Origin of the sequence: Brachybacterium tyrofermentans, from assembly GCF_039526165.1 — a bacterium.
GTDB lineage: Bacteria > Actinomycetota > Actinomycetes > Actinomycetales > Dermabacteraceae > Brachybacterium > Brachybacterium tyrofermentans.
This window is the reverse complement of the sequence record NZ_BAAAIR010000025.1, coordinates 173,735-196,000: the sequence shown is the minus strand read 5'-3', so window position 1 is coordinate 196,000 and position 22,266 is coordinate 173,735. Positions and strand designations below refer to the sequence as shown.

Genomic DNA, 22,266 nt, shown 5'->3' with positions numbered 1-22,266 from the left:
TCGTCACCAGGAGTCTCCCCGTGGCCAAGGCCCCCGCCAGCACGCTGGACAACGTCATCTCCCTCACCAAGAAGCGCGGCTTCGTCTTCCCGGCAGGAGAGATCTACGGCGGTACGCGCTCTGCCTGGGACTACGGCCCTCTCGGCGTGGAGCTCAAGGAGAACATCAAGCGTCAGTGGTGGCGCACCTTCGTGCAGTCCCGCGCCGACATGGTGGGCCTGGACTCCTCGATCATCCTCCCCAAGCGCGTCTGGGAGGCGTCCGGCCACGTCGCGACCTTCACCGACCCGCTGGTGGAGTGCAAGAGCTGCCACAACCGCTTCCGCGAGGACCACCTCATCGAGGGCTTCACGGAGAAGAAGGGTCGCGCGCCCGAGGGCGGCGTGGCCGAGGTGCCCTGCCCCAACTGCGGCACCCGCGGCGAGTACACCGATCCGCAGCAGTTCTCCGGCCTGATCAAGACCTTCCTCGGCCCGGTCGACACCGAGGCCGGCCTCACGTACCTGCGCCCCGAGACCGCCCAGGGCATCTTCGTGAACTTCCTCAACGTGGTCACCGCGACCCGTCAGAAGCCCCCGTTCGGCATCGGCCAGGTCGGCAAGGCGTTCCGCAACGAGATCACCCCCGGCAACTTCATCTTCCGCACCCGCGAGTTCGAGCAGATGGAGATCGAGTTCTTCACGCCGCCCGCGGAGGCCCAGACGCACTTCGACGCCTGGGTCGAGGACTGCTGGAACTGGTTCATCGACCTCGGCATGAACCCGGACAACCTGCGCCGCTTCGACGTGCCCGAGGACGACCGCGCCCACTACAGCGCCGGCACCATCGATTTCGAGTACCGCTTCGGCTTCCAGGGCAGCGAGTGGGGCGAGCTCATGGGCATCGCCAACCGCACCGACTTCGATCTCACCAGCCACACCGAGGGCTCGGGCACGAAGATGCAGTACTTCGACCAGGCCGCCAACGAGCGGTACACGCCGTACGTGATCGAGCCCAGCTTCGGCCTGACCCGCTCGATGATGGCGTTCCTGGTGGATGCCTACACCGAGGACGAGGCCCCGAACTCCAAGGGCGGCGTCGACAAGCGCACCGTGCTCAAGCTCGACCCGCGCCTGGCCCCGATCAAGGCCGCGGTGCTGCCGCTGTCCAAGAGCGAGGACCTCGTTCCCCGGGCCACCCAGCTCGCCGATCAGCTGCGCAAGCACTGGAACGTCGAGATGGACGTCACGCAGGCCATCGGCCGTCGCTACCGTCGACAGGACGAGATCGGCACCCCGTTCTGCATCACCGTCGACTTCGAGACCGCGACGGATCAGGCCGTGACGATCCGCGAGCGCGACACCATGACGCAGGAGCGCGTGGCGCTCGACCAGGTCGAGTCCTACCTCGCCGCGCGCCTCCTCGGCGCCTGAGCCCGGGCGCGCGGGAGGCCCGGTCGTGGAGGGGAGCTCGGAGACCGGTGCCGACCTCTCGCGAGCGTATTTCGGCCAGGTCGTGCGTCCGCTGCTCGCGGCGCACGACGCAGGGCTCGAGGTCGCCGCGGCGCGGCTGGGATCGGGCTCCGATGTGCTCGGCTTCGACGACGCCCAGTCGCGGGACCACGACTGGGGCCTGCGCCTGACCGTGCTCGTCGAGGACGACCGCGCCCCGGAGATCGACGCGCTGCTGGAGAGCGAGCTGCCGGAGACCTGGCAGGGATTCCTCACGCGCTTCGCGACCACCTGGGATCCCGTCGTGCGACAGCGGGTGGAGGTCGCCTCGGCGGCCGGCTTCGCGGCATCCCGGCTCGGCATGGATCCCTCGAGGGGGCTGACGCTCCCGGACTGGCTGTCCCTCACCGGGCAGTCCGTCCTCGAGGTCACGGCGGGACCGGTCTTCCACGACGGTCCGGGCGTGCTGACCCGGATCCGGGAGGGGCTCGCCTGGTATCCGGATGACGTCTGGCGGTATGCCCTGGCTGCGGACTGGTCGCGGCTGGGCCAGGAGTTCCCCGACGTGGGGCGAGCAGGGCTGCGCGGGGATGAGGACGGCTCGGCCGTGATCGCCGCCCGGCATGTGCGCACCATGCTGCACCTCGCCCATCTGCTGCATCGCCGCTGGCCACCGTACGGGAAGTGGCTGGCCCGCTCGGCCGCCAGGCTGCCGGGCGGGGGAGCGCTGCGCATCGCCCTGCACGAGGTGCTGCGCGCCAGAGATTGGAGATCCCGACAGGCCGCCCTGGCGGATGCCGCCGAGCTGCTCGCCATGATCCAGGGCGAGCAGGGACTGCCCACGATGGAGCCCGCCACCGAACCGTTCTTCGAGCGCCCCCACATCGGCGTGCGGGAGATGGCCGAGCTGCTGACCGCGCAGATCCGCGACCCGGAGGTCCGGGCGCTTCCGGTCGGGGTCGGCCCCGCCGAGCAGATCAGCGACAACGTGAGCGTGCTCGTCGATCCGGCGCTGCGCCGGCGGCTCGTCGGCAGCTGAGATCCACACCCTCTGCCCTGCGCTGATCAGCGCCGGGCAGAGATCCTCCCGTCGGGCCGATCCGAGGCCGAGGCTGGGTCCATGACACACACCCGTTCGCTTCCACGACTCGACGACACCTCGCCGTCCTCCGCACCGGACGCCCTCGGCGCCCTGACCGCCACCCGGCTGCTCCACCATCGAGTGCTGATCCTGGACCGTGAGCTCGATCAGGCCAATGGCGCCCAGCTCAGCGCCCAGCTGCTGCTGCTCGCCGCTGAGGAACCGCAGCAGGACATCACCCTGCTCATCAACTCCCCGGGCGGCCTGGTGCCCGCGATGCTCGCGATCGGGGACCTCATGGACCTGATCCCCTGCGACGTGCGCACGGTGGCGCTGGGGATGGCCTACAGCGCCGGGCAGTTCCTGCTCACCCATGGCACCCCCGGCAAACGGATGATCCTTCCCCATGGCCGCGTGCTGATGCATCAGGGGTCGGCCGGTTTCGGAGGCAGCGCGGCCGACATCGAGCTGCAGGCGGAGGACCTCCGCCGCGGCCGCGACCTCCTCATCGAGCTGACCGCGCAGCGCACCGGGCAGAGCGTGGAGACGATCGCCCAGGACTCGGAACGGGACCGGATGTGGGATGCACGCGGGGCCGTCGACTACGGATTCGCCGACCGTGTCGTCACCTCCCTCGAGGAGATCCTGCCGCTGGGCATCCCTTCCCGCGGAGGCACGTCGCTCGGCTCCCTCGCACCCACCCCGGCACGCCCCGACTCCGCAGCAGCAGGAGATCTCCGATGAGCACCTACACGATCCCCAGCGTCATCGAACGCACCCGTACCGGCGTCGAGCGCAGCGCGGACGTCTACTCGCGCCTGCTCTCGGATCGCATCATCTACCTCGGCACCCCGATCGATGACGGCGTCGCCAACTCGGTGATCGCGCAGATCCTGCACCTGGAGAACGAATCCTCCGACGCGCCGATCCACCTCTACCTCAATTCCAGCGGCGGTGACGCCCAGGCGGTGCTGGCCATCTACGACACCCTCGCGTACGTGCGCAGCACGGTGGCGGTCACCTGCGTGGGCCAGGCGGTCGCGGCGCCGGTGGTCCTGCTCGCCGCGGGGACGCCCGGGATGCGGTCGGTGCTGCCCCACACCCGGGTGATGCTGCATCCGCTCGAGGCGCAGGGCCGCGGAGCGGTGCCGGATCTGATCCTCGCCACGGAGGAGGTGGAGCGGATCCGTCGGGCGTTGGAGGCGCTGATCGCCGAGCACTCCGAGCGGTCCCTGGAGCAGGTGCGGCGTGACCTCGAGCGGGAGCAGGTGCTCGACGCCGAGGCGACCGTCGCCTACGGCCTCGCCGATGAGGTGCTGCTCAGGCGGCCGACAGCAGGCTGAGGCGGGGCCGGGCGGCGAGGGAGACCTCGCCGCCCGGAGCCCCCTGCCCGGTGCGCTCAGCGGCGGCGGAGGTGAGATCGAGGGTCTCCGGGCGCAGGAGAGCAGGCCCGCGGAACCTCTCGGTCGCCCCTGCGCCGACGCGCTCGTCCGCCTCCGCACGCCCTCGGAGCACGGCGTCGCCGGCCGCCCGGAGCAGGAGCTGCGGGACGGTGACCTCGAGGGCCCCGGTGATGGCGGCGAGCAGCTCGGAGGAGGGGTCCTTGCGGCCACGCTCGACGTCGGAGAGATGCTGCATGCTGATCCCCGCGGTGGCGGCGACCTGGGCGAGCGTCCGGCCCTGCCGTCGGCGCTCGTCGCGGAGCACCGCGCCCACCAGCTCACGCAGCAACGGCTCCAGATGCTCATCCATGACCCAAGGCTACGCGCGCGCTCCGGCAGCCGTCCCCGCCTCTGCCCAGGGCAGAATCCTGTCCGGCCGGACGGACCGGGTGCTCCGGGCCCGCGTCGGGCGCATGATGGATGTCTCCGGGGCACGACGCCGTCGCGCCTGCCCGTCACTCCGGGAAGGAGCTCGCACATGTTCACCTCCGTGCTCGCCACCATCACCGTCGCCGACCTCGATGCCGCCGAGAGCTGGTACACGCGGCTGTTCGGTGCGGGACCTGACGCGCGACCCATGGCCGGCCTGCTGGAATGGCACCTGTCCCAGGGCAACGGCGTCCAGGTGTTCGCCGAGGAGGAGCACGCCGGGCACTCCGCCCTGGTGCTCGGCACGGACGACCTCGATCTGGAGGCGGCACGGCTCCGGGACGCCGGGATCGACCAGCCCGCCCCGCAGCCCGGCGGTGGGGCCCGGGTGCTGGTGCTCGCGGATCCCGACGGGAACCGCGTCGTCCTCTTCGGAGCCTGATCGGGTCGGCGCTGTCCCGAGCGGTCTTCCTCCCCACCCCGTGCCGATGCACATCACCCTGCCCCTCCCTCCCGGACGACGGGCCCAGGTGGGACAATCATCCTGATGACCACCCTCGACGCCCCCACCGCCCCGCCCGCGCAGCCCGCCGGCGCCGCTCGTCGATCCCTGACGATCGGCCCGCACACGATCGACACGCCCGTGGTGCTCGCCCCCATGGCCGGCATCACGAACATGGCGTTCCGTCTGCTGTGCCGCGAGTTCGGTGCGATGCACAGCGACGACGACGGCGGGCTGTTCGTCGGCGAGATGGTCACCACCCGTGCGCTCGTGGAGGACCACAAGGAGTCCTGGCGCATGGTGACGATGGGCGAGCGCGAGACACCGCGCTCCGTGCAGCTGTACGGCGTGGACCCGGCCACGGTGCGCCGAGCCGTCGAGATGATCCGCGAGCGCGATCTCGCCGATCACATCGACCTCAACTTCGGCTGCCCGGTCCCCAAGGTGACCCGCCGCGGGGGCGGCGGCGTGCTGCCCTGGAAGTCGGAGCTGTTCACGCGGATCGTGCGCGCCGCGGTCGAGGCCGCCGGCCCCGAGGTCCCCGTCACCGTGAAGACCCGTATCGGCATCGACGACGAGCACCAGACCTTCGCCGACGCCGGGCTCATCGCGCAGGAGGTCGGGGCGGCGGCGATCGCCCTGCACGGCCGCACGGTGGTCCAGCACTACTCCGGCACCGCCCGCTGGGAGAAGATCACCGAGCTCAAGGAGCTGGTCACCGGCATCCCGGTGCTCGGCAACGGCGACATCTGGTCCGCGGAGGACGCGATCTCGATGATGGACCAGACGGGCTGCGACGGGGTCGTCGTGGGTCGCGGCTGCCAGGGCCGCCCGTGGCTGTTCGCCGACCTCGCCGCCGCCTTCGCCGGGAAGCCTGACCGGGTGCAGCCCACGATGGGTGACGTCGCGACGATCTTGCGCCGTCACGCCGAGCTGCTCGTGGAGTTCTACGAGGACGAGGGGCGCGGTCTGCGCGACCTGCGCAAGCACGTCGCCTGGTACTTCAAGGGCTATCCCGTGGGCGGCGAGATGCGCCATCGCCTGGCGACCATGGAATCCCTCGCCGACCTCGATGCCAAGCTCGCCGAGCTCGATCTGTCCAGCCCCTATCCGGGTGCGGCGGTCGAAGGCCCCCGGGGCCGGGCCGGGACCCCGAAGAAGGCCGTGGTGCCCGAGGGCTGGATGACCTCCCGCGAGCTGTCCGCCGACCATGCCGCACGCCTCCACGAGGCCGAGCTCGACACGTCGGGGGGCTGAGCCGTGACCACCTCGCGCACTCCGGGAAGCGTCCCGGAACCGGCAACCGGCTACACGCAGGCCGACGTCGAACGCTGGGCCGACGAATCCCCGAAGTCCCAGGCCCGCACCCCGTTCCAGCGGGACCGCGCCCGCGTGCTGCACTCCTCGGCCCTGCGCCGGCTGGGCGCCAAGACCCAGGTGCTCGGTGCCGGGGCCAACGACTTCGTGCGCACGCGGCTCACCCACTCCCTCGAGGTGGCGCAGGTGGGCCGTGACATCGGCCTAGAGCTCGGCTGCGACCCCGACATCGTCGATGCCGCCTGCCTCTCCCACGATCTCGGCCACCCGCCCTTCGGGCACAACGGCGAGAAGGTGCTCGACACCCTGGCCGCGGATTTCGGCGGCTTCGAGGGCAACGCCCAGACCCTGCGCCTGCTCACCCGGCTGGAGCCGAAGGTGCTGGGGGAGGAGCGCCCCTTCGGTCTGAACCTCACCCGAGCGAGCGTCGATGCGGCGATCAAGTATCCCTGGGCGCGGGGCGAGGGCCCGGACCCGAGGTCTCCGAAGTTCGGTGCCTACGCGGATGATCTCGACGTCTACGAGTGGGCCCGCCAGGGCGCCGTCCCGGGCCGGAAGTGCTTCGAGGCGCAGGTCATGGACCTCGCCGACGACATCGCGTACTCGGTCCACGACATCGAGGATGCGATCACCGGGCGCACCCTGGACCTCGGGAAGCTGCGCGAGCCGATGGAGCGCTCCGCGGCGCTCTACGTCGTGCAGGACTGGTACATGCCGGGTGAATCCCTCGACGCCCTGGACGCGGCGCTGCAGCGCCTCGAGGCGGATCCCTCCTGGATGCTGTCCTTCACCGGCACGATGCGCTCCGCCGCCGCCCTGAAGAACATGGCCAGCCAGCTCATCGGGCGCTTCACCCGCTCCGCGATCACCGCGACCCGCGCCGCCCATGGCGACGGAGCGATGTCCCGCTACGCCGGGGACATCGTGGTGCCGGAGGAGACCCATCTCGAGATCGCCGTGCTCAAGGGCCTCGCCGCGGCCTATGTGATGTCCTCGGCCTCCCAGCAGCCCGTCTACGAGGCGCAGGAGGAGATCATCCACGACCTCTACTCGCGGCTGTGGAACACCGGCACCCAGTACCTGAGCCCCCTGTTCGCCGAACTGTGGGAGGCTTCGCAGGACGACGACACCCGCCGCCGGGTGGTCGTCGACCAGATCGCCTCCTACACGGACGTCACCGCCCGTCGGCTCCACGATGTCCTGTTCGACCGCGCGATCACCCACATCACGGCCGCGGACACCCCGCTGCCCGGACTCGGATCGGAGCTGTGAGGAGTTGGCCCAGGGACTGATCCGGCGTGCTGATGTGGAGCTGGTCCGCGAGCGCTCCCGGCTGGACGAGGTCGTCGGCGAGCACGTCACGCTGCGCACCGGCGGGATCGGTTCCATGAAGGGGCTGTGCCCCTTCCACGACGAGAAGACCCCCTCCTTCAACATCCGCCCGCAGCTGGGCCACTGGCACTGCTTCGGCTGCGGCGAGGGCGGGGACGTCATCTCCTTCGTCCAGAAGATCAACCACCTCAGCTTCGTCGAGGCCGTCGAGGTGCTCGCGGGCCGCTACGGCGTGCAGCTGCACTACGAGGACTCCAAGGACGGGAAGGGCGATCGCCCCGACTTCGGCACCCGTCGCCGCCTGCTCGACGCGCATGCGATCGCCGAGGAGTACTACCGCGAACAGCTCGACACGCCCGAGGCGGAGGTGGGGCGCAGGTTCCTCGCCGAGCGCGGCTTCGACCGCGCCGCCGCCGAACGGTTCGGCGTGGGCTTCGCCCCGGAGGGCTGGGACTCCATCACCGGTGTGCTGCGCAAGCGGGGGTTCACCGAGGACGAGCTGGTGGCCAGCGGCATCGTGTCCCAGGGCCAGCGCGGGGTCTACGACCGCTTCCGCGGCCGGTTGATCTGGCCGATCCGCGAGATCACCGGCAACACCATCGGCTTCGGGGCGCGCCGTCTGCTGGAGTCTGACAAGGGCCCCAAGTACCTCAACACCCCCGAGACCGCGATCTACCACAAGTCCAACGTGCTCTACGGGCTGGACCTCGCGCGCAAGGACATCGCCACCCAGAAGCGGGTGGTGGTGGTCGAGGGCTACACCGACGTGATGGCCGCGCACCTCGCCGGCATCCCCACCGCGGTGGCCTCCTGCGGCACCGCCTTCGGCGCGGAGCACGTGAAGATCGTGCGTCGCGTGATGGGGGACTCGAACCGCAGCGCCGGCCTGCGCCTGAACACCGACGGTCGCGGGCTGGCCGGTGAGGTGGTCTTCACCTTCGACGGCGACGCCGCCGGGCAGAAGGCCGCGCTGCGTGCCTTCGAGGAGGACCAGAAGTTCGTCGCGCAGACGTATGTCGCCGTCGAGCCCAACGGGATGGACCCCTGCGATCTGCGCCTCGCCCAAGGGGATCAGGCCGTCGTCGACCTCATCGAGGGCCGCAAGCCCATGTTCGAGTTCGCCATCCGCTCCGCGATCGCCCAGGTCGATCTCGACACCGTCGAAGGCCAGGTCACCGCGCTGCGGATGGCGGCCCCGGTGGTGGCGAGCATCCGCGACCGGGCCATGCGCCCGGAGTACGCGCGCCGTCTCTCCGGGTGGCTCGGCATGGACGAGCGCACCGTGCTGCGGGCGGTGCACGACGCCGCCCGGAGCGAGGGACGCGGTGGCCGGCACGCGGAGCCGGCCACCCTCGCCGAACGCCCCGGCACCCTCGAGAACGGCAACGGGCACGGCACCGGCGCCGGGGGAGAGGGGCAGGAGACCCTCCCGGCGGCGCGGCTCTCGGACGTCGTCAACCCCCGCGATCCCGTCGGCCAGGTCGAGACCCAGTCCCTCGCCGTCATGCTGCAGGCTCCGCAGCTCCTGGACACCGACACGGTCGGGGCCCTGCCCGACGACGCCTTCCACGTGCCCGCCCTGCAGGGGGTCTGGGACGTCATGCTGGCCGCCGGGACTCTGCTCGATGCCGTGATCGGCACCCTGCACCCGGCGCGCTATCTCGAGCAGGTCCTCGAGATCTCCGGCGAGACCGTGCGCCCGTTGATCGTCGAGATCGCGAATTTCGACCTCCCGGCGCGCGACGAGGCGGGGCTGCAGAAATTGGGCGCCTCGCTCCTGTCCCGGCTCAGCGAGCTGTCCATCACCCGTGAGTACTCCGTGCTCAAGCAGCGCCTGCAGCGCACCGACCCCTCCGACGCGGAGCGCTACCAGGAGATCCTCACGCGCCTCGCGACGGTGCAGGAGAAGCGGCGCGCACTGCGCTCACCGGACGACTGAGCGTCCTGTCCCGGCGGCGTCGGGCGCGCAGGGCCCGGACCCCTTCGATCGATCCGCCCACGGCGAGCGCGAGCCCGATGCCCAGCGCGACCCCCATCAACGGCTGCTCATGGAAGGCGAGTCCGCCCAGCATGCCGATCCCCACGCTGTAGAGCGACCACAGCAGCCCCGCGATGGCGGCGAAGCCCACGAAGCGCGCCCGCGGGTAGCCGATGGCCCCGGAGGCGACGGTGGTCGCTGTCCGCCCGCCGGGGATGAAGCGGGCGGAGATCAGGAGCATCCCGCCGCGGGCGGTCAGCTCCCGCTGGGCCCGGTCGAACAGGGCGCCGCCCCACCGTCGGCGTCGGAACCAGGCTGTCAGCGGTCCGGCCCCGCGACCGAGATGATGGGCGATGATGTCCCCGCCGAGGGCGCCGGCCCAGGCGGCCAGCAGCACCAATGGTGCCTCCGGTCCGCTCCCGGTGACCGCATAGGCCGCAGCGGTGATCACCAGGGTCTCGCCCGGCACCAGCGGGATCACCGCGTCCAGCATCGTCACCCCGAGCACGAGGGCGTAGAGCCAGGGCGAGGAGAGAAGGGTCTGGGCCAGGTCCAGCACGGCATCCATGGACGAGCTCCTGCATCGGTCGGGCGAGTCGGTCGGGGCGGGGAGAGATCGATCGGTCCGGGAAGGCGGTCCGGGGAGGACCGGTGCAGGGATCCGAGGAGGACCGATGCAGGGACGACGCTAGGGACCGGTGGCGGCACCCCGGAACGGAGCCGGCCCCGCACTCCTGACGGCGCACCGGCACGAGGTTTACGGTTATCCGTCATCGCCCTGGAGGCAGGCCGCCTGCCGCGTCACCGCCCAGCGTTGATAGCTTGCTCAGCGACGGCGGCGATCGCCCCGTCGGCGGCACCCCTCTCTCGGTCCAGGAGCTTCGACCATGCGACTGCCCGATCTCTCCGGCATCCAGCTGCCGCGCGAGCCTGCCCGGATCGTGCGCAGGTCGCTGCGCCACGTCGCGGGCACCGCGCTGGGCCTGGTCCTCGGCCCGCTCCTGCTGCTGACCGCCGTGCTGATGCTGGTGCGCTGGCGAGCGCCCTTCCGTCGGGTGCGCCGTTGGGAGCTGACTCGCCTGCGCCGCGCCTACCGCCTGCAGCTCGGGGACGAGGACGGACGTTTCCTCGGGGGCCGACGGGCGCTGCTCCACGGCGCCCTCGCCGGTCTGCTCGGATACGTGATGATGGATCTGCTGATCCTGGTCGCCGCCGTCGTGCTGGGCAGCTTCACGCAGTCCTTCTACGGCAGCCCCGTCACCCTCGAGTTCGATCTGTGGGTGATCAGCCGTCCGGCGCCGTCCGTGCTGCTGATCTTCGGCACCTCGAGCCTGGTGGCCGCGGCGCTCTACGCGGAGTTCGCGGTGTGGCTGCAGACCCTGCTCCTGCGGCGCTGGACCGGCGTGGTGCGCACCGACGCGCTGGAGAGCCGCATCAGCCGCCTGCTGACCACGCGGCGCGGCGTGGTGCTCGCGATCGATGACGAGCGGCGCCGGATCGAGCGCGATCTCCACGACGGCGTGCAGCAGAACATCGTCTCGCTCTCGGTCACCCTCGCCCGGGCCCGGCGCGCCACGGATCCCGAACGCAGCTCTCAGCTGCTGGAGCAGGCACACACCCAGTCCCAGGCCCTCATCGATGAGGTGCGTCAGGTCGCCTGGCGGATCTATCCGACCGCCCTGGACGAGCACGGTCTGGCGTCGGCGCTCGACGGCGTCGCCGAGACCTGCCCCGTGCCGGTGCACGTCGATGTGCGCCTCGAGGGGGAGGTCCCGCAGGCGGTGGAGTCCGCCGCGTACTTCGTGGCGCGCGAAGCCGTCACCAACGTGGTCAAGCACGCGGTGGCGAGCGATGTGCGGATCACGGTGGTGACCCTCGCGGAGTCCGACCGGCGCATGCTGCGCCTGAGCGTCCAGGACGACGGCATCGGCGGCGCGAACCCCGAGGGTGGGGGCCTCCAGGGTCTGGCCCGCCGCGTGGCCGCCCTGGACGGTAGCGTGAGCGTGGACAGCCCGCTCGGCGGGCCGACGATCATTTCCGCGGAGATCCCCTGTGACTGAGCACCAGAACCGATCCGATCCGTCCCGCGGGCAGCGTCCGCTGAGCGTGATCCTCGCCGATGACGCGGTGCTGCTGCGCGAGGGGGTGCGGAGCCTGCTCGCCGACGAGGGCATCAAGGTGCTCGCCTCGGTCGGTGACGGCGAGGCTCTGCTGGAGGAGGTATCCCGTCACCGGCCCCGCCTGGCCATCGTGGACGTGCGGATGCCGCCGACCCACACCGACGAGGGCCTGATCGCGGCGCTGCGCATCAAACGGGAGCACCCCGAGGTGGGTGTGCTCGTGCTCTCGCAGTACGTCGCGAGGGAGTATGCCAGCGACCTGCTGAGCACGGAGACGCCCGGCATCGGCTACCTGCTCAAGGACCGCATCACCGAGATCGACGGGTTCCTGCGTGCCGTGCATGACGTCGCCGACGGCGGCACCGTGATCGACCCGGCCGTGGTGCGGGCGCTCCTGCGCAACCCCGAGCAGCGGAAGGCCGTCAGCCGCCTGACCCCGCGTGAGGTCGAGGTGCTGGAGACCATGGCCGAAGGGCTCTCCAACCGGGGGATCGCCGACCGGCTGTTCCTCTCGCTGAGCACCGTGGAGAAGGCGATCAGCGCCATCTTCGACAAGCTCGAGCTCACCGGCGACGAGCAGACCAGCCGCCGCGTGCGAGCGGTCCTGCGGTTCCTCGACGAGCAGTGACGGGGCGCGGCCGCGTGCTCATCGGGGTGGCGAGGTGATTGACGCCCGGGTGCCCCGGTGGAATGCTCGACGCCGTCCGTGAACGATCACGGCACGAGCAGAGCGTTCACTGACCGAGCGCCACGATCGGGAGCCCCATCGATGAAGATGTCACGCCGCACCCTTGCCGCCCTCACCGCCGCCGCCCTGCCAGCGCTCGGAGGAGCCTCCGTCGCGAACGCGGCGCCGCCAGAGCTCCCACGGGTCCGAGGCGACGAGGCGCTCGCCCGTGCTCGGGTCGCCGCGGATGTGCTGATGGGGGACTACGACCAGATCAAGGCATGGTTCCCCTCGAGCTGGTGGAACTCCGCCGTCGCCCTGCAGACCATCGGCGACTACATGCTGCGCAGCGGCGACCGTCGCTATCTGGACCAGCTGGACCACACCTTCGAACGCAACAAGGGCCCCTTCCCAGCCGGGGAGCTCTCCGGTGATGAGCTGTACGGCAACTTCACCAGCCGCGCCATCGACGACTCGGGCTGGTGGGCGCTGACCTGGATCACCGCCTACGACCTCACCGGCGAGCAGAAATACCTCGACATGGCCGTGACCATTGGCGAGTTCATGGACGACTTCTGGGACCCCAGCACCTGCGACGGAGGGATCTGGTGGAACGAGGAGCGCACCTACAAGAACGCCGTCACCAACGGGCAGTGGATCCGCCTGACGGCCGAGCTGCACAACCGCCTCCCGGGCGACTCCGCCTGGCTCGAGCGCTCCCAGGTGGCCTGGGACTGGTATCTCGCCAGCGGAATGGCCAACGAGGCCGGGCTGCTCAACGACGGGCTGACGGATGCCTGCGAGAACAACGGCGACCACGTCTACACGTACAACCAGGGTCTGGCGATCGGTGCCCCTCTGGAGCTGTGGCGTGCCACGGGTGATCCCCAGCTGCTGGAGCAGGCGCGCTACTTCGCGGACTCGGCGCTCGCACAGGGAGCCCTGTTCACGGAGGGGATCCTCACCGAGTGGACCGATGTGCTGGGGGAGAGCACCAACGACAACCACAAGCAGTTCAAGGGCATCTTCCTGCGCTACCTGATGGACCTCGCCGACACCACGGGCGATGCCCGGTACCAGGACGTCGTCGCGACGCAGGCGGCGACGATCTGGGAGCAGGACCGCAGCATCACCGACGAGCTCGGGGTGCGCTGGGCCGGCGCGAGCACCGAGGCGTCCCCGAATGTCTTCGACTGGCGCACCCAGGCGAGCGCCCTCTCCGCCCTGATCGCGGATCTTCCGCAGGACGGCGCACGGCGGTCGCTGTCGGCCTCGCTCTCCCAGGCGCCGGTCGTCATGCCCGACACGGACCTGATGACGGTCGACCTCGAGCTGCACGTCGCGATCACCTCCACGCCGGCCCGCGACGTGCGCATCCGCCTCGAGGCCGAGGGTCCCGACGGCTGGGCTCTCGAGGCCGCGGACCACGTCAGCCTGGAGACCTCGGAGACCGAGGGCGAACCGGTGCTCGCCACGGTCCCGGTGCAGGTGACAGTCCCGGCCGACGCCGCCGAGGGCACCCAGCTGATCACCGTGACAGCGAGCGCTCCCGGCGGCCTGGAGTACGCAGCCCGGAGCGAAGTCGTGGTGGCCCGCAGCATCGACTTCGACGGCGGCACCCAGGACGGCCCCTGGCTGTGGGACGCCGGCGGCTCCGGCGTCACCGACGAGCCCGGCCGCTTCGCCGACGGGAGCAGCTACTTCATCTACCGCTTCCCGTTCCCGGCGAGCACGGCGACGGCGGAGCTCACGGTCACGATCAGCAACCAGTATCTGGTGGATCTCGGGGCCGACGGGGAGACCTGGACCAGGGTGCTCGCCGAGGACGAGCCGCTCCGAGATGCCTCGAACCGCGCCGATCACACCTTCGACCTGGCTCCGTACCTCGAGGGGGAGGACAAGGATGTCTACCTGCGCGTGTCCGACGCCTTCCCCGAGGACGGCTGGGGCGGTCAGGTGCACCATGTGAGCGCGCAGTACAGCGGATCCTGAGGGGGAGCCGCCTGGTGGCTGTGCGGCGGCGAAGGTCCTCGATCCCTCGTGGACGGACCTCCGCCGTCGGAGGTCGGTTCATCGAGATGACAGCCGAGCGACCAGGGGTGGCGTAGGGTCCATCCACCCCAGTCCACGAGATCTCGGAGGACACGCCATGACCGCCTCAGGGTCGCGCCGCGGATTCCTGCTCCTGGCGGGCTCCTGCGCAGTTCTGCTCGCCGGCTGCTCGGATGCCCTCCCTCGGGACTCCCAGGGAGCATTGCGTCGGGCGACCGGGGGCACCCTGTACGTCGGCGCCTCCGAGAACGCGCCGTGGACGGAGTTCGACTCCCCCGGCAGCGTGAGCGGGACGGAAGCGGACCTCATCGAGGGCTATGCGGCACGCATCGGCGCGAGCATCCACTGGGAGACCGCGGCGATGAGCGACCTGGCGACGATGATGACGGACAACGAGCTGGATCTGATCATCGGCGGTCTCACGGCCGACACCCCCTGGTCGGACAAGATCTCACCGACCCGGCCGTACCAGGAATCCCGCGGCGTCGATGGCTCGACGGAGAAGATGGTCATCGGCGTCCGGCCCGGCGAGAACGCTCTGCAGGTCTCCCTCGAACGGTTCCTCGCCGAGGAGAAGGGGGAGCTGTGAACGAGCGCGGCGAGCCGGCCCCGGAACGCACCTCGACGTCCGGGCGCGATGCCCTGCCCGAGGAGCAGCAGAAGATCCTGGCGTCGACGATCCGGTTCCAGTGGGTCTCCATCGTCGTCCTCGTCGTCTCGATCCTGGCGGTCGCGATCGTGGCGGGGTCTTCGCAGGCGATGAAGGTCGCCTGGCTCGAGGACTCGATGTCCCTCCTGCCGCCCATCGCCTTCCTGGTCGCCGCCCGCCGGATCCGCAAGCCGTCCAGCAGGGAGTTCCCCTACGGTCACCATCGCTCGATCGGGGTCGCGCACGTGGTCGCGGCCGCCTCGCTGCTGGCGATGGGTGCATTCCTGGTTATCGACTCGACTATGACGCTCGTGAAGGTCGAGCGGCCGCCCGTCGGGTTGATCGTCCTGTTCGGTCACGGGATCTGGGCGGGCTGGTTGATGATCGGCGTGATGGTCGTGACGAGCATCCCGCCCGTGTTCATCGGTCGCCGGAAGATGAAGCTCGCGGAGTCGCTGCACGACAAGGTGCTGTACGCCGACGCGGACATGAACAAGGCGAATTGGACGTCCGCCCTGGCGACGATCATCGGGGTGCTCGGCATCGGTGTCGGTCTGTGGTGGGCGGATTCCATCGCGGCGATCGTCGTGTCGATCTCGATCCTTCACGACGGGGTCAAGAACTTGCGGGCATCGATCGGTGGTCTCACCGACGGTCGTGCCCGGACCTTCGACGGCAAGGAGCCTCATCCCCTGACCGAGAAGGTGGAGGAGGTCGCTCGGAGCACGGCGTGGGTGGCCGACGCCGTGGGCAGGGTCCGCGACGAGGGGCACGTCTTCCACGTCGAGATGTTCGTCGTGCCCGTCGAGGGCGCTGTGGTGACCGGTCAGCACTGCGAGGATCTCCGCACCGCGTTGTCGGAGGTGGAGTGGAAGATCCATGACGTCGTCATCGCTCCGGTCGCTGAGATCCCCGCAGAGCAGGCGTTCCGCGCTGACTGACCGGTCGTGTCCCGGCACACCGCCGTCTCGTCGCCTCTACGGAGCACCCGCCCGCACGACGCGCGCTGTCCAGCACGGAGGATTCTCTCGCGGGACCCGCCATACTCAGTGGACCGTCGAGGAGAGGTCGTAGAGGCATGAGCGAGAACGTCGATTCCGGGTCCGCGGTGTCGACCGTGGTGCGGCAGCGCATCCGGGGGCTGCGTCAGGCACGGGGCTGGAGCCTGGAGGCTCTTGCGGCGCGCTGTCAGCTCAGCACATCGACCCTGAGCCGGATCGAGACCGGCCATCGCAGCATCGGCCTGGAGCAGCTGGCCCCCTTGGCCCGGGCGCTGGAGACGACGATCGATCAGCTGGTCGCCTCGGATCAGGACGACGACGTGGTCATCCGCCCGGTCGCCCACGAGGAACCGGGCCTGACCGTGTGGGCGCTCTCGCGGGATTCCCCGCAGCATGGCGGGGCCATGGTGGCCAAGATGCGCATCACCAGCCAGCGTCGGCATGGGCCCGGAAGTCTGGCCGTCCATCCTGGTCGAGAGTGGTTCATGGTCCTCTCGGGAGTCGCGATGCTGCATCTGGGGGAGCGACGGATCACCGTGGAGGCCGGCCAGGCTGCGGAGTTCAGCACCATGACACCGCACTCCATCGGCACGCTCGAGGGGACGGTCGAGCTCCTGACCATGTTCGATGCAGAGGGCGAACAGGCCCATCAGCAGTCCAGCCGACCCGGGAAGTAGTTCTGCCCCAGAGCAGATGTTGCGGTTATCGCAAAGCGCGTTGTGCATTATGGGATGACTGGGCATCCTGGATGCATGCAGACAGATCCATCGGGCCTGAGCCCTTCCATTCCCGGGAGCCACCGCCACCACGTCGGCGGCCCCGGTCTCGCCGACATCGCTCCGACGGACGGCACGACGCGTGACGACTCTGCGATCAGGGGCGGCGCCGCGGGGAGCATCGCGCAGGTGCTCGAGCTGGATGCAGACGTCATGGCGGAACATCTCCAGGCGGTGATCGCGTGGATGCCTGTGCACGGCGCTCCGGCGCGGATCGTCGATCTCGGTGCCGGGACGGGCGCGGGGACCTTCGCCTTGCTCCGCGCGTTCCCCGCCGCGACGGTGACTGCTGTCGATTCGTCGGCAGAGCACCTCGAGCTACTCCGGGACCGTGCGCGCCGTGAGGGTCTCGAGCACCGCGTTCGCACGCTCGAGGTCGATCTCGACGCGCCAGACTGGCCTGATCTGGGCCGGCCGGATCTCGTCTGGGCCTCTGCCTCGATGCATCACCTCGCCGACCCTGATCGCGCGATCCGCACCGTCCGCGAGGCACTCGAGCCGAAGGGTCTGTTCGTCGTCCTCGAGCTCTCCGGCATGCCCCGATTCCTCCCACCGGACGCCCCGGAGAGCCGCCCCGGCCTCGAGGAGCGCAGCCATGCTGCCCTCGCCCCGGCGACGACAGCTCACATGCCCCATCGGGGTGCGGACTGGGCGCCGAAGCTCACCGCCGCCGGCTTGGACGTCGCTGCTCATCTGCCTCTGGACGTCACCATCGAGTCCGCCCGGAGCGACGCGATCGGGCCCTATGCGCTCGCCGTGTTCACGGGACTCCGCCGCGCGTCCGCGGGACTCCTTCCGGCCGAGGACGTCGAGGCGCTCGACGAGCTCCTCGACACCGCCGGTCCGCACAGCATCCTGGATCGATCCGACCTCACCCTGCGGACCACCCGCCGCGTCTGGGCCGCGCGCAAGCCGGCCCGCGTGGACGGCCCCGGGGGCTACGCGTCGTTCTCTGCAGCGGCAGAGGCCGCGAACTGCGAGCGGGTGCTCGGGAACAGACGGCACGGCCTCGGGGCCGACGTTCGAGGCTGACCCTCTCTGGCGTCGTGCGCTCCCGTCGCTCTGTGCGGGTCAGCGGCGGGTGCGGACGGCGGCGACGCTCGCCTCCGGTCGGAGGTCGAGTCGTCGCAGGAGCTGGGCGTTCAGGGCGACCACGATGGTGGACAGGGACATGAGGATCGCGCCGACGGACATCGGCAGCACGAATCCGATGGGGGCGAGGACTCCGGCCGCGAGCGGCACGGACAGCAAGTTGTACCCCGCAGCCCACCAGAGATTCTGTCCCATCTTGCGATAGGCGGCGCGGGAGAGCTCGATGACCGAGAGCACCGAGCGCGGATCGGAGCTGGCGAGCACGACCCCGGCCGAGGCGATCGCCACGTCGGTGCCCGCACCGATGGCGATGCCGACGTCGGCCTGCGCGAGGGCGGGGGCGTCGTTGACGCCGTCGCCGATCATCGCGACCTTCTTGCCCTCCTTCTGGAGCTGCGCGACCTTCGAGGACTTGTCCTCGGGGCGCACCCCGGCGAAGACCCGGTCGATCCCGAGCTCACGGCCCACGCTGTTCGCGACCGCCTCGGCGTCGCCGGTGATCATGACGACCTCGACGCCCAGGCTGTGCAAGGCATCGATGGCCTCACGAGATTCGGGGCGCACCTCGTCGTGGAGCTTGAGGCCACCGATCACGTCGCCGTCACGGAGGACGTGGAGGATGATCGCGCCCTCCTGGCGCCAGGCCTCGGCCTCTGCGATCTCGCCCGCTCCCGTCTCGTCGAGCAGGCGTGGACCGCCGACGCGGATCTCGTGCCCGTCCACCTGGGCGCTCACGCCCAGAGCGGGGGTGGAGCTGATGTCGGAGCCCGCAGGGATCTGTGTCCCCTCGGCCTGAGCTCTGGCGATGATGGCGCGGGCGAGCGGGTGCTCGCTCTCCGTCTCGGCGGCGGCCGCCAGGGCCAGCACCTCGGTCTCGTCGACGCCGACGGTGATGATCTCGGCGAGGCTGGGCTCGCCCGTGGTGAGGGTGCCGGTCTTGTCGAACAGGACGGCGTCGACCGTCCGCATCGCCTCCAGCGCCAGGCGGTCCTTGATCAGGACGCCGCCGCGGGCAGCGCGCTCGGTGGCGATCGAGACGACCAGCGGGATCGCGAGGCCCAGGGCGTGGGGGCAGGCGATGACCAGGACGGTCACCGTGCGGACCACGGCCTCGTCGGGCATGCCGAGCAGCGACCAGACGATCGCGGTGATCACGGCGGCTCCGAGCGCGAACCAGAACAGCCACGCCGCAGCGGTGTCTGCGATGCGCTGGGCCCGGGAAGAGGAGTTCTGGGCTTCGGTCACCAGGCGCTGGATGCCGGCGAGCGCGGTCTCGTCGCCGGTGGCGGTGACCTCGATGCGGAGGCTGGAATCGGTGGCGACCGTGCCGGCCACGACGGAGTCTCCGGTGGATCGCGACACGGGGCGGGACTCGCCGGTGACCATGGATTCGTCCACGTCGGCGCGGCCCTCGCGGATCGTGCCGTCGGCCGGGACGCTCGCTCCGGGTCGCACCAGGACCAGGTCCCCGTGTCGCAGCTCGGCGGGCGGGACGCTCACCAGCTCGTCCCCGTCGATGCGCTCGGCCATGTCGGGAAGCAGCGCGGCGAGGGAGTCGAGCGCGGACGTCGTCCGGGCGAGAGAACGCATCTCGACCCAATGCCCCAGCAGCATGATCACGACCAGCAGGGCGAGCTCCCACCAGAACTCGAGCTGGTGGTCGAGGAGCCCCAGGGTCGCTCCCCAGGAGGCGAGGAAGGCGACCGTGATCGCGAGCCCGATCAGGAGCATCATCCCGGGCTGGCGCGAACGGATCTCGGAGACGGCCCCGGTGAGGAAGGGGCGCCCGCCCCAGATGTACATGACGGTGCCGAGGAAAGGACCGATCCAGGCGGCGCCGGGGAACTCGGGAATGCTGTAGCCGAGCAGCATCGCGAACATCGGCGAGAACACGACGACCGGAACCGCGATGAGCAGGTTGATCCAGAACAGCCGACGGAACTGCCCGACATGGTCTCCATGGCCGGCGTGGCCACCGTGCCCGGAGTGACCCTCGTGGCCCGGTTGGTCGTCGTGGCCCGAGTGGTCGTCGTGTCCCGGGGGACCGTCGCCGACGTCGAGGGGCCCGTGGTCGCGGTGGGTGCGGGGAGCGTCGTGCTCCGCGGCGCGAGGATGGGCGCCATGAGAGGTGGGGGAGGGATGGGAGTGCTGCATGCCGGCATCTCCGCGGGCGTGACGGGGTGAGTGGTCGTCAGCGTTCATAGCCCCGACTGTATACCCGTAGGGGGTATGTGTCGAGGGTGTGGATTCCGCTGTGAGCCTCGATCGCGGCGCCGTCTGGGACCTCCGGTCAGCAGGCAGCGCTTCGCGGGGACACCTCAAGATCTGCTCTAGATGTTCCGTGAACGGCCTCGCAGCGCCACGGCGCCCGGCATCGAGGATCAGACTGGTGCTCATGAGGAGTGAATCGGATCGAGCGGCAGCGATGGTCCTCGTCGTCGAGGACGAGGTGGCGCTCTCGCATGTGATCCAGGCGTACTTGGCGACGGCCGGCTACGCGACGGCCAGTGCGCGGAGCGGACCGGAGGCGGTGGAGCTGGCTCGCATCGTGTCGCCGGATGTGATCATCCTCGATCTCGGACTGCCCGGTCTCGACGGGCTGGAGGTGATGCGGAGGATCCGTGCGTTCTCCGACTGCTATGTGCTGATCACGACGGCTCGGACCGAGGAGGTGGATCGCCTGATCGGCCTGTCGGCGGGCGCTGATGATTACCTCACCAAGCCCTTCAGCGTGCGCGAGCTCGTCGCCCGGGTCCAGGCAGTGCTGCGGCGATCCCGTTCCGAGTTCGAGGCACCCGATCGGCGAACGGTACGTACCTTCGGGGACCTGGAGATCGACATGACTGCGCACGAGGTGCGCCTCGCCGGTCGGCCGGTTCCGCTGACCCCTACCGAGCGCGGCCTGCTGATGACCTTGGCCGATCGACCCGGGCAGGCATTCAGCCGCCGCCAGCTGATGGAGACCGTGTGGGGCGACGGCTGGGTCGGGGACGACCACATCGTCGATGTGCACATCGCCAACCTGCGACGGAAGCTCGAGGAGACGGCGGAGTCCGCGCGCTACGTCACCACGGTGCGCGGGATCGGATATCGGATGGGAAAGGGGTGAGCTCGTGACCGCACCCAGCTCATCGGCTCGCACGGATCCCTCTGGCACGAGCCTGGCCTCACGGCTGATGACCGGCCAGCTCATCGTGCTGCTCGCGGGCGCCCTCAGCATCACCGTCCTGACGGTGCTCATCGGGCCCGCCGTCTTCCACTACCACCTGCTCCAGACCGACCTTCCCGTCGGCAGTGCGGAGCTTCTCCATATCGAGCGTGCCTACCGCGATGCGCTCGCGCTGGCCCTCGGCGTCGGACTGGTCGTCTCCCTCCTGGCGGCGGGACTCGTGACCTGGCGACTGGCTCGACGACTCCGCCAGACACTCGTCGGCCTCACCCAGGCTGTCGACGAGCTGTCGCGGGGCCACTACTCCACCCGAGTACCTGCCCTCGGCTCAGGGACCGAGCTCGACGCGCTGGCGGCCACACTCAACGACATGGCAGCACAGCTCGATGCCGTCGAAGAGACCCGACGACGACTCCTCTCCGATCTCGCCCATGAGCTGCGCACACCCATCGCCACGCTCTCGGCGCATCATGAGGCGATGGCCGACGGGGTCATCGAGCCGGAGGCGGCCATGCCCGTCCTCGTCAGCCAGACCGTGCGACTGTCCCGGCTGGCCGACGACGGGAGCGAAGTGTCCCGGGCCGAGGAGGGCCAGCTCCCAGTGGAGCTCCGGCCCATGACCGTCGACGATCTGCTGGAGTCGACCATCCAGGAATGGGAGGAGAGGTTCGAGGCAGCAGGCGTGTCGTTGACCCTCGAGACTGCACCGGGCCGACCTCCGACGATCCAAGCAGACGCGGACCGCCTCTCCCAGGTGCTCGGGAACATTCTGAGCAATGCTCTGCGGCACACCCAGGCAGGAGGCACCGTCGCCGTCTCGGCAACCACGCGAGCCAGCACGGTGGAGATCACGGTGGCGGACGACGGCGAAGGATTCACCACTGAGGACGGCCCCCGCCTGTTCGAACGCTTCTTCCGCGCCGACACCTCCCGCACCCGCGAGAACTCGGGGTCGGGCATCGGGTTGACGATCAGTCGAGCCCTGGTCGATGCGCACGGCGGGATCATGACCGCCTCGAGTGACGGGCCCGGCCGGGGAGCCACCTTCACGATCAGCCTTCCCCGCGCGACCGCTGAGCGCTGGGCCGTCGCGGAGGGCGGGCTCAGCGGGCGGACGATCGTGGTGAAGCTGCCGATCCGGGGCCCGTGCTCGGCGCAGCCGTCTTCAGCGCCGGGGCCTCCAGCCGGCACGGTGGGCGGGAGGCGAACCGGACAGTGATCACCACGGGGAGCCGAGCAGCGCCGTGGACTCGACGGCGTCGCGGTCGTCGGTCCTTCCCTGGATCTCC

General features: G+C 70.3%; 20 protein-coding genes. 17 read left to right on the top strand and 3 right to left on the bottom strand.

Annotated features, from left to right (window positions below):
- Positions 1-20 precede the first annotated feature (20 nt).
- The 4 genes from ABD093_RS05225 to ABD093_RS05210 all read left to right on the top strand — a co-directional run bounded on the left by ABD093_RS05225 (position 21) and on the right by ABD093_RS05210 (position 3,854).
- The gene (locus ABD093_RS05225) at positions 21-1,412 is read left to right on the top strand and encodes a glycine--tRNA ligase (protein ID WP_193117587.1); all 1,392 of its coding nucleotides are present in this window, start codon (positions 21-23) and stop codon (positions 1,410-1,412) included.
- A gap of 25 nt (positions 1,413-1,437) precedes the next feature.
- A complete protein-coding gene (locus ABD093_RS05220) occupies positions 1,438-2,469 on the top strand; it encodes a DUF4037 domain-containing protein (RefSeq protein ID WP_343922885.1) in 1,032 nt (343 codons plus the stop codon).
- 81 nt (positions 2,470-2,550) lie between these two features.
- The gene (locus ABD093_RS05215; RefSeq protein ID WP_343922883.1) at positions 2,551-3,255 is read left to right on the top strand and encodes a ClpP family protease; all 705 of its coding nucleotides are present in this window, start codon (positions 2,551-2,553) and stop codon (positions 3,253-3,255) included.
- Positions 3,252-3,854, top strand: coding sequence for a ClpP family protease (locus ABD093_RS05210; protein ID WP_343922881.1), 603 nt, complete (start codon positions 3,252-3,254; stop codon positions 3,852-3,854). The genes ABD093_RS05215 and ABD093_RS05210 overlap by 4 nt, the downstream gene beginning before the upstream one ends.
- On the opposite strand, the gene ABD093_RS05205 is transcribed toward ABD093_RS05210, so the two are convergent.
- Positions 3,832-4,263 (bottom strand): helix-turn-helix domain-containing protein, encoded by a 432-nt coding sequence (locus tag ABD093_RS05205; protein WP_343922879.1) that lies wholly within the window; start codon positions 4,261-4,263, stop codon positions 3,832-3,834. The two genes, ABD093_RS05210 and ABD093_RS05205, sit on opposite strands and share 23 nt — an antisense overlap.
- Before the next feature lie 168 nt (positions 4,264-4,431).
- Here ABD093_RS05205 and ABD093_RS05200 point away from each other — a divergent pair, with 168 nt between their 5' ends.
- The 4 genes from ABD093_RS05200 (at position 4,432) to dnaG (ending at position 9,412) form a co-directional block, all read left to right on the top strand.
- Positions 4,432-4,764: a VOC family protein gene (locus ABD093_RS05200; RefSeq protein ID WP_343922877.1), complete on the top strand. Its 333-nt coding sequence runs from the start codon at positions 4,432-4,434 to the stop codon at positions 4,762-4,764.
- A gap of 105 nt (positions 4,765-4,869) precedes the next feature.
- A complete protein-coding gene (gene dusB, locus ABD093_RS05195) occupies positions 4,870-6,081 on the top strand; it encodes a tRNA dihydrouridine synthase DusB (protein WP_193117592.1) in 1,212 nt (403 codons plus the stop codon).
- Positions 6,082-6,084: 3 nt separating this feature from the next.
- Entirely contained in the window at positions 6,085-7,413 is a 1,329-nt protein-coding gene (locus tag ABD093_RS05190) for a deoxyguanosinetriphosphate triphosphohydrolase (protein WP_193117593.1), read from the top strand.
- 4 nt (positions 7,414-7,417) lie between these two features.
- Positions 7,418-9,412: a DNA primase gene (dnaG, locus tag ABD093_RS05185; RefSeq protein WP_343922874.1), complete on the top strand. Its 1,995-nt coding sequence runs from the start codon at positions 7,418-7,420 to the stop codon at positions 9,410-9,412.
- Here the strand turns inward: dnaG and ABD093_RS05180 are convergent.
- Positions 9,354-10,019, bottom strand: coding sequence for a DedA family protein (locus ABD093_RS05180; RefSeq protein ID WP_343922872.1), 666 nt, complete (start codon positions 10,017-10,019; stop codon positions 9,354-9,356). The two genes, dnaG and ABD093_RS05180, sit on opposite strands and share 59 nt — an antisense overlap.
- A gap of 319 nt (positions 10,020-10,338) precedes the next feature.
- Here ABD093_RS05180 and ABD093_RS05175 point away from each other — a divergent pair, with 319 nt between their 5' ends.
- The 7 genes from ABD093_RS05175 (at position 10,339) to ABD093_RS05145 (ending at position 17,748) form a co-directional block, all read left to right on the top strand.
- Positions 10,339-11,511, top strand: a complete 1,173-nt coding sequence (locus ABD093_RS05175; protein WP_226850159.1) for a sensor histidine kinase — start codon at positions 10,339-10,341, stop codon at positions 11,509-11,511.
- Positions 11,504-12,199, top strand: coding sequence for a response regulator (locus ABD093_RS05170; RefSeq protein ID WP_319021573.1), 696 nt, complete (start codon positions 11,504-11,506; stop codon positions 12,197-12,199). Before ABD093_RS05175 ends, ABD093_RS05170 begins: the two co-directional genes overlap by 8 nt.
- Positions 12,200-12,340: 141 nt before the next feature.
- A complete protein-coding gene (locus ABD093_RS05165) occupies positions 12,341-14,230 on the top strand; it encodes a glycoside hydrolase family 76 protein (protein ID WP_343922869.1) in 1,890 nt (629 codons plus the stop codon).
- A 157-nt stretch (positions 14,231-14,387) separates the two neighbouring features.
- Positions 14,388-14,879 (top strand): transporter substrate-binding domain-containing protein, encoded by a 492-nt coding sequence (locus ABD093_RS05160; RefSeq protein WP_193117597.1) that lies wholly within the window; start codon positions 14,388-14,390, stop codon positions 14,877-14,879.
- Entirely contained in the window at positions 14,876-15,880 is a 1,005-nt protein-coding gene (locus ABD093_RS05155; protein ID WP_193117598.1) for a cation diffusion facilitator family transporter, read from the top strand. The genes ABD093_RS05160 and ABD093_RS05155 overlap by 4 nt, the downstream gene beginning before the upstream one ends.
- 137 nt (positions 15,881-16,017) lie before the next feature.
- On the top strand, positions 16,018-16,617 hold the full coding sequence (locus ABD093_RS05150) for a helix-turn-helix domain-containing protein (RefSeq protein ID WP_193117599.1): 600 nt from the start codon (positions 16,018-16,020) through the stop codon (positions 16,615-16,617).
- A 75-nt stretch (positions 16,618-16,692) separates the two neighbouring features.
- Positions 16,693-17,748, top strand: a complete 1,056-nt coding sequence (locus tag ABD093_RS05145; protein ID WP_193117600.1) for a class I SAM-dependent methyltransferase — start codon at positions 16,693-16,695, stop codon at positions 17,746-17,748.
- 39 nt (positions 17,749-17,787) lie between these two features.
- Here the strand turns inward: ABD093_RS05145 and ABD093_RS05140 are convergent, their stop codons facing one another.
- On the bottom strand, positions 17,788-20,010 hold the full coding sequence (locus ABD093_RS05140; RefSeq protein ID WP_226850163.1) for a heavy metal translocating P-type ATPase: 2,223 nt from the start codon (positions 20,008-20,010) through the stop codon (positions 17,788-17,790).
- A gap of 193 nt (positions 20,011-20,203) precedes the next feature.
- Between ABD093_RS05140 and ABD093_RS05135 the strand changes: the two genes are divergently transcribed.
- Positions 20,204-20,917 (top strand): response regulator transcription factor, encoded by a 714-nt coding sequence (locus ABD093_RS05135; RefSeq protein WP_226850166.1) that lies wholly within the window; start codon positions 20,204-20,206, stop codon positions 20,915-20,917.
- Positions 20,918-20,984: 67 nt separating this feature from the next.
- Positions 20,985-22,196, top strand: a complete 1,212-nt coding sequence (locus ABD093_RS05130) for a sensor histidine kinase (RefSeq protein WP_193117621.1) — start codon at positions 20,985-20,987, stop codon at positions 22,194-22,196.
- Positions 22,197-22,266: the final 70 nt, after the last annotated feature.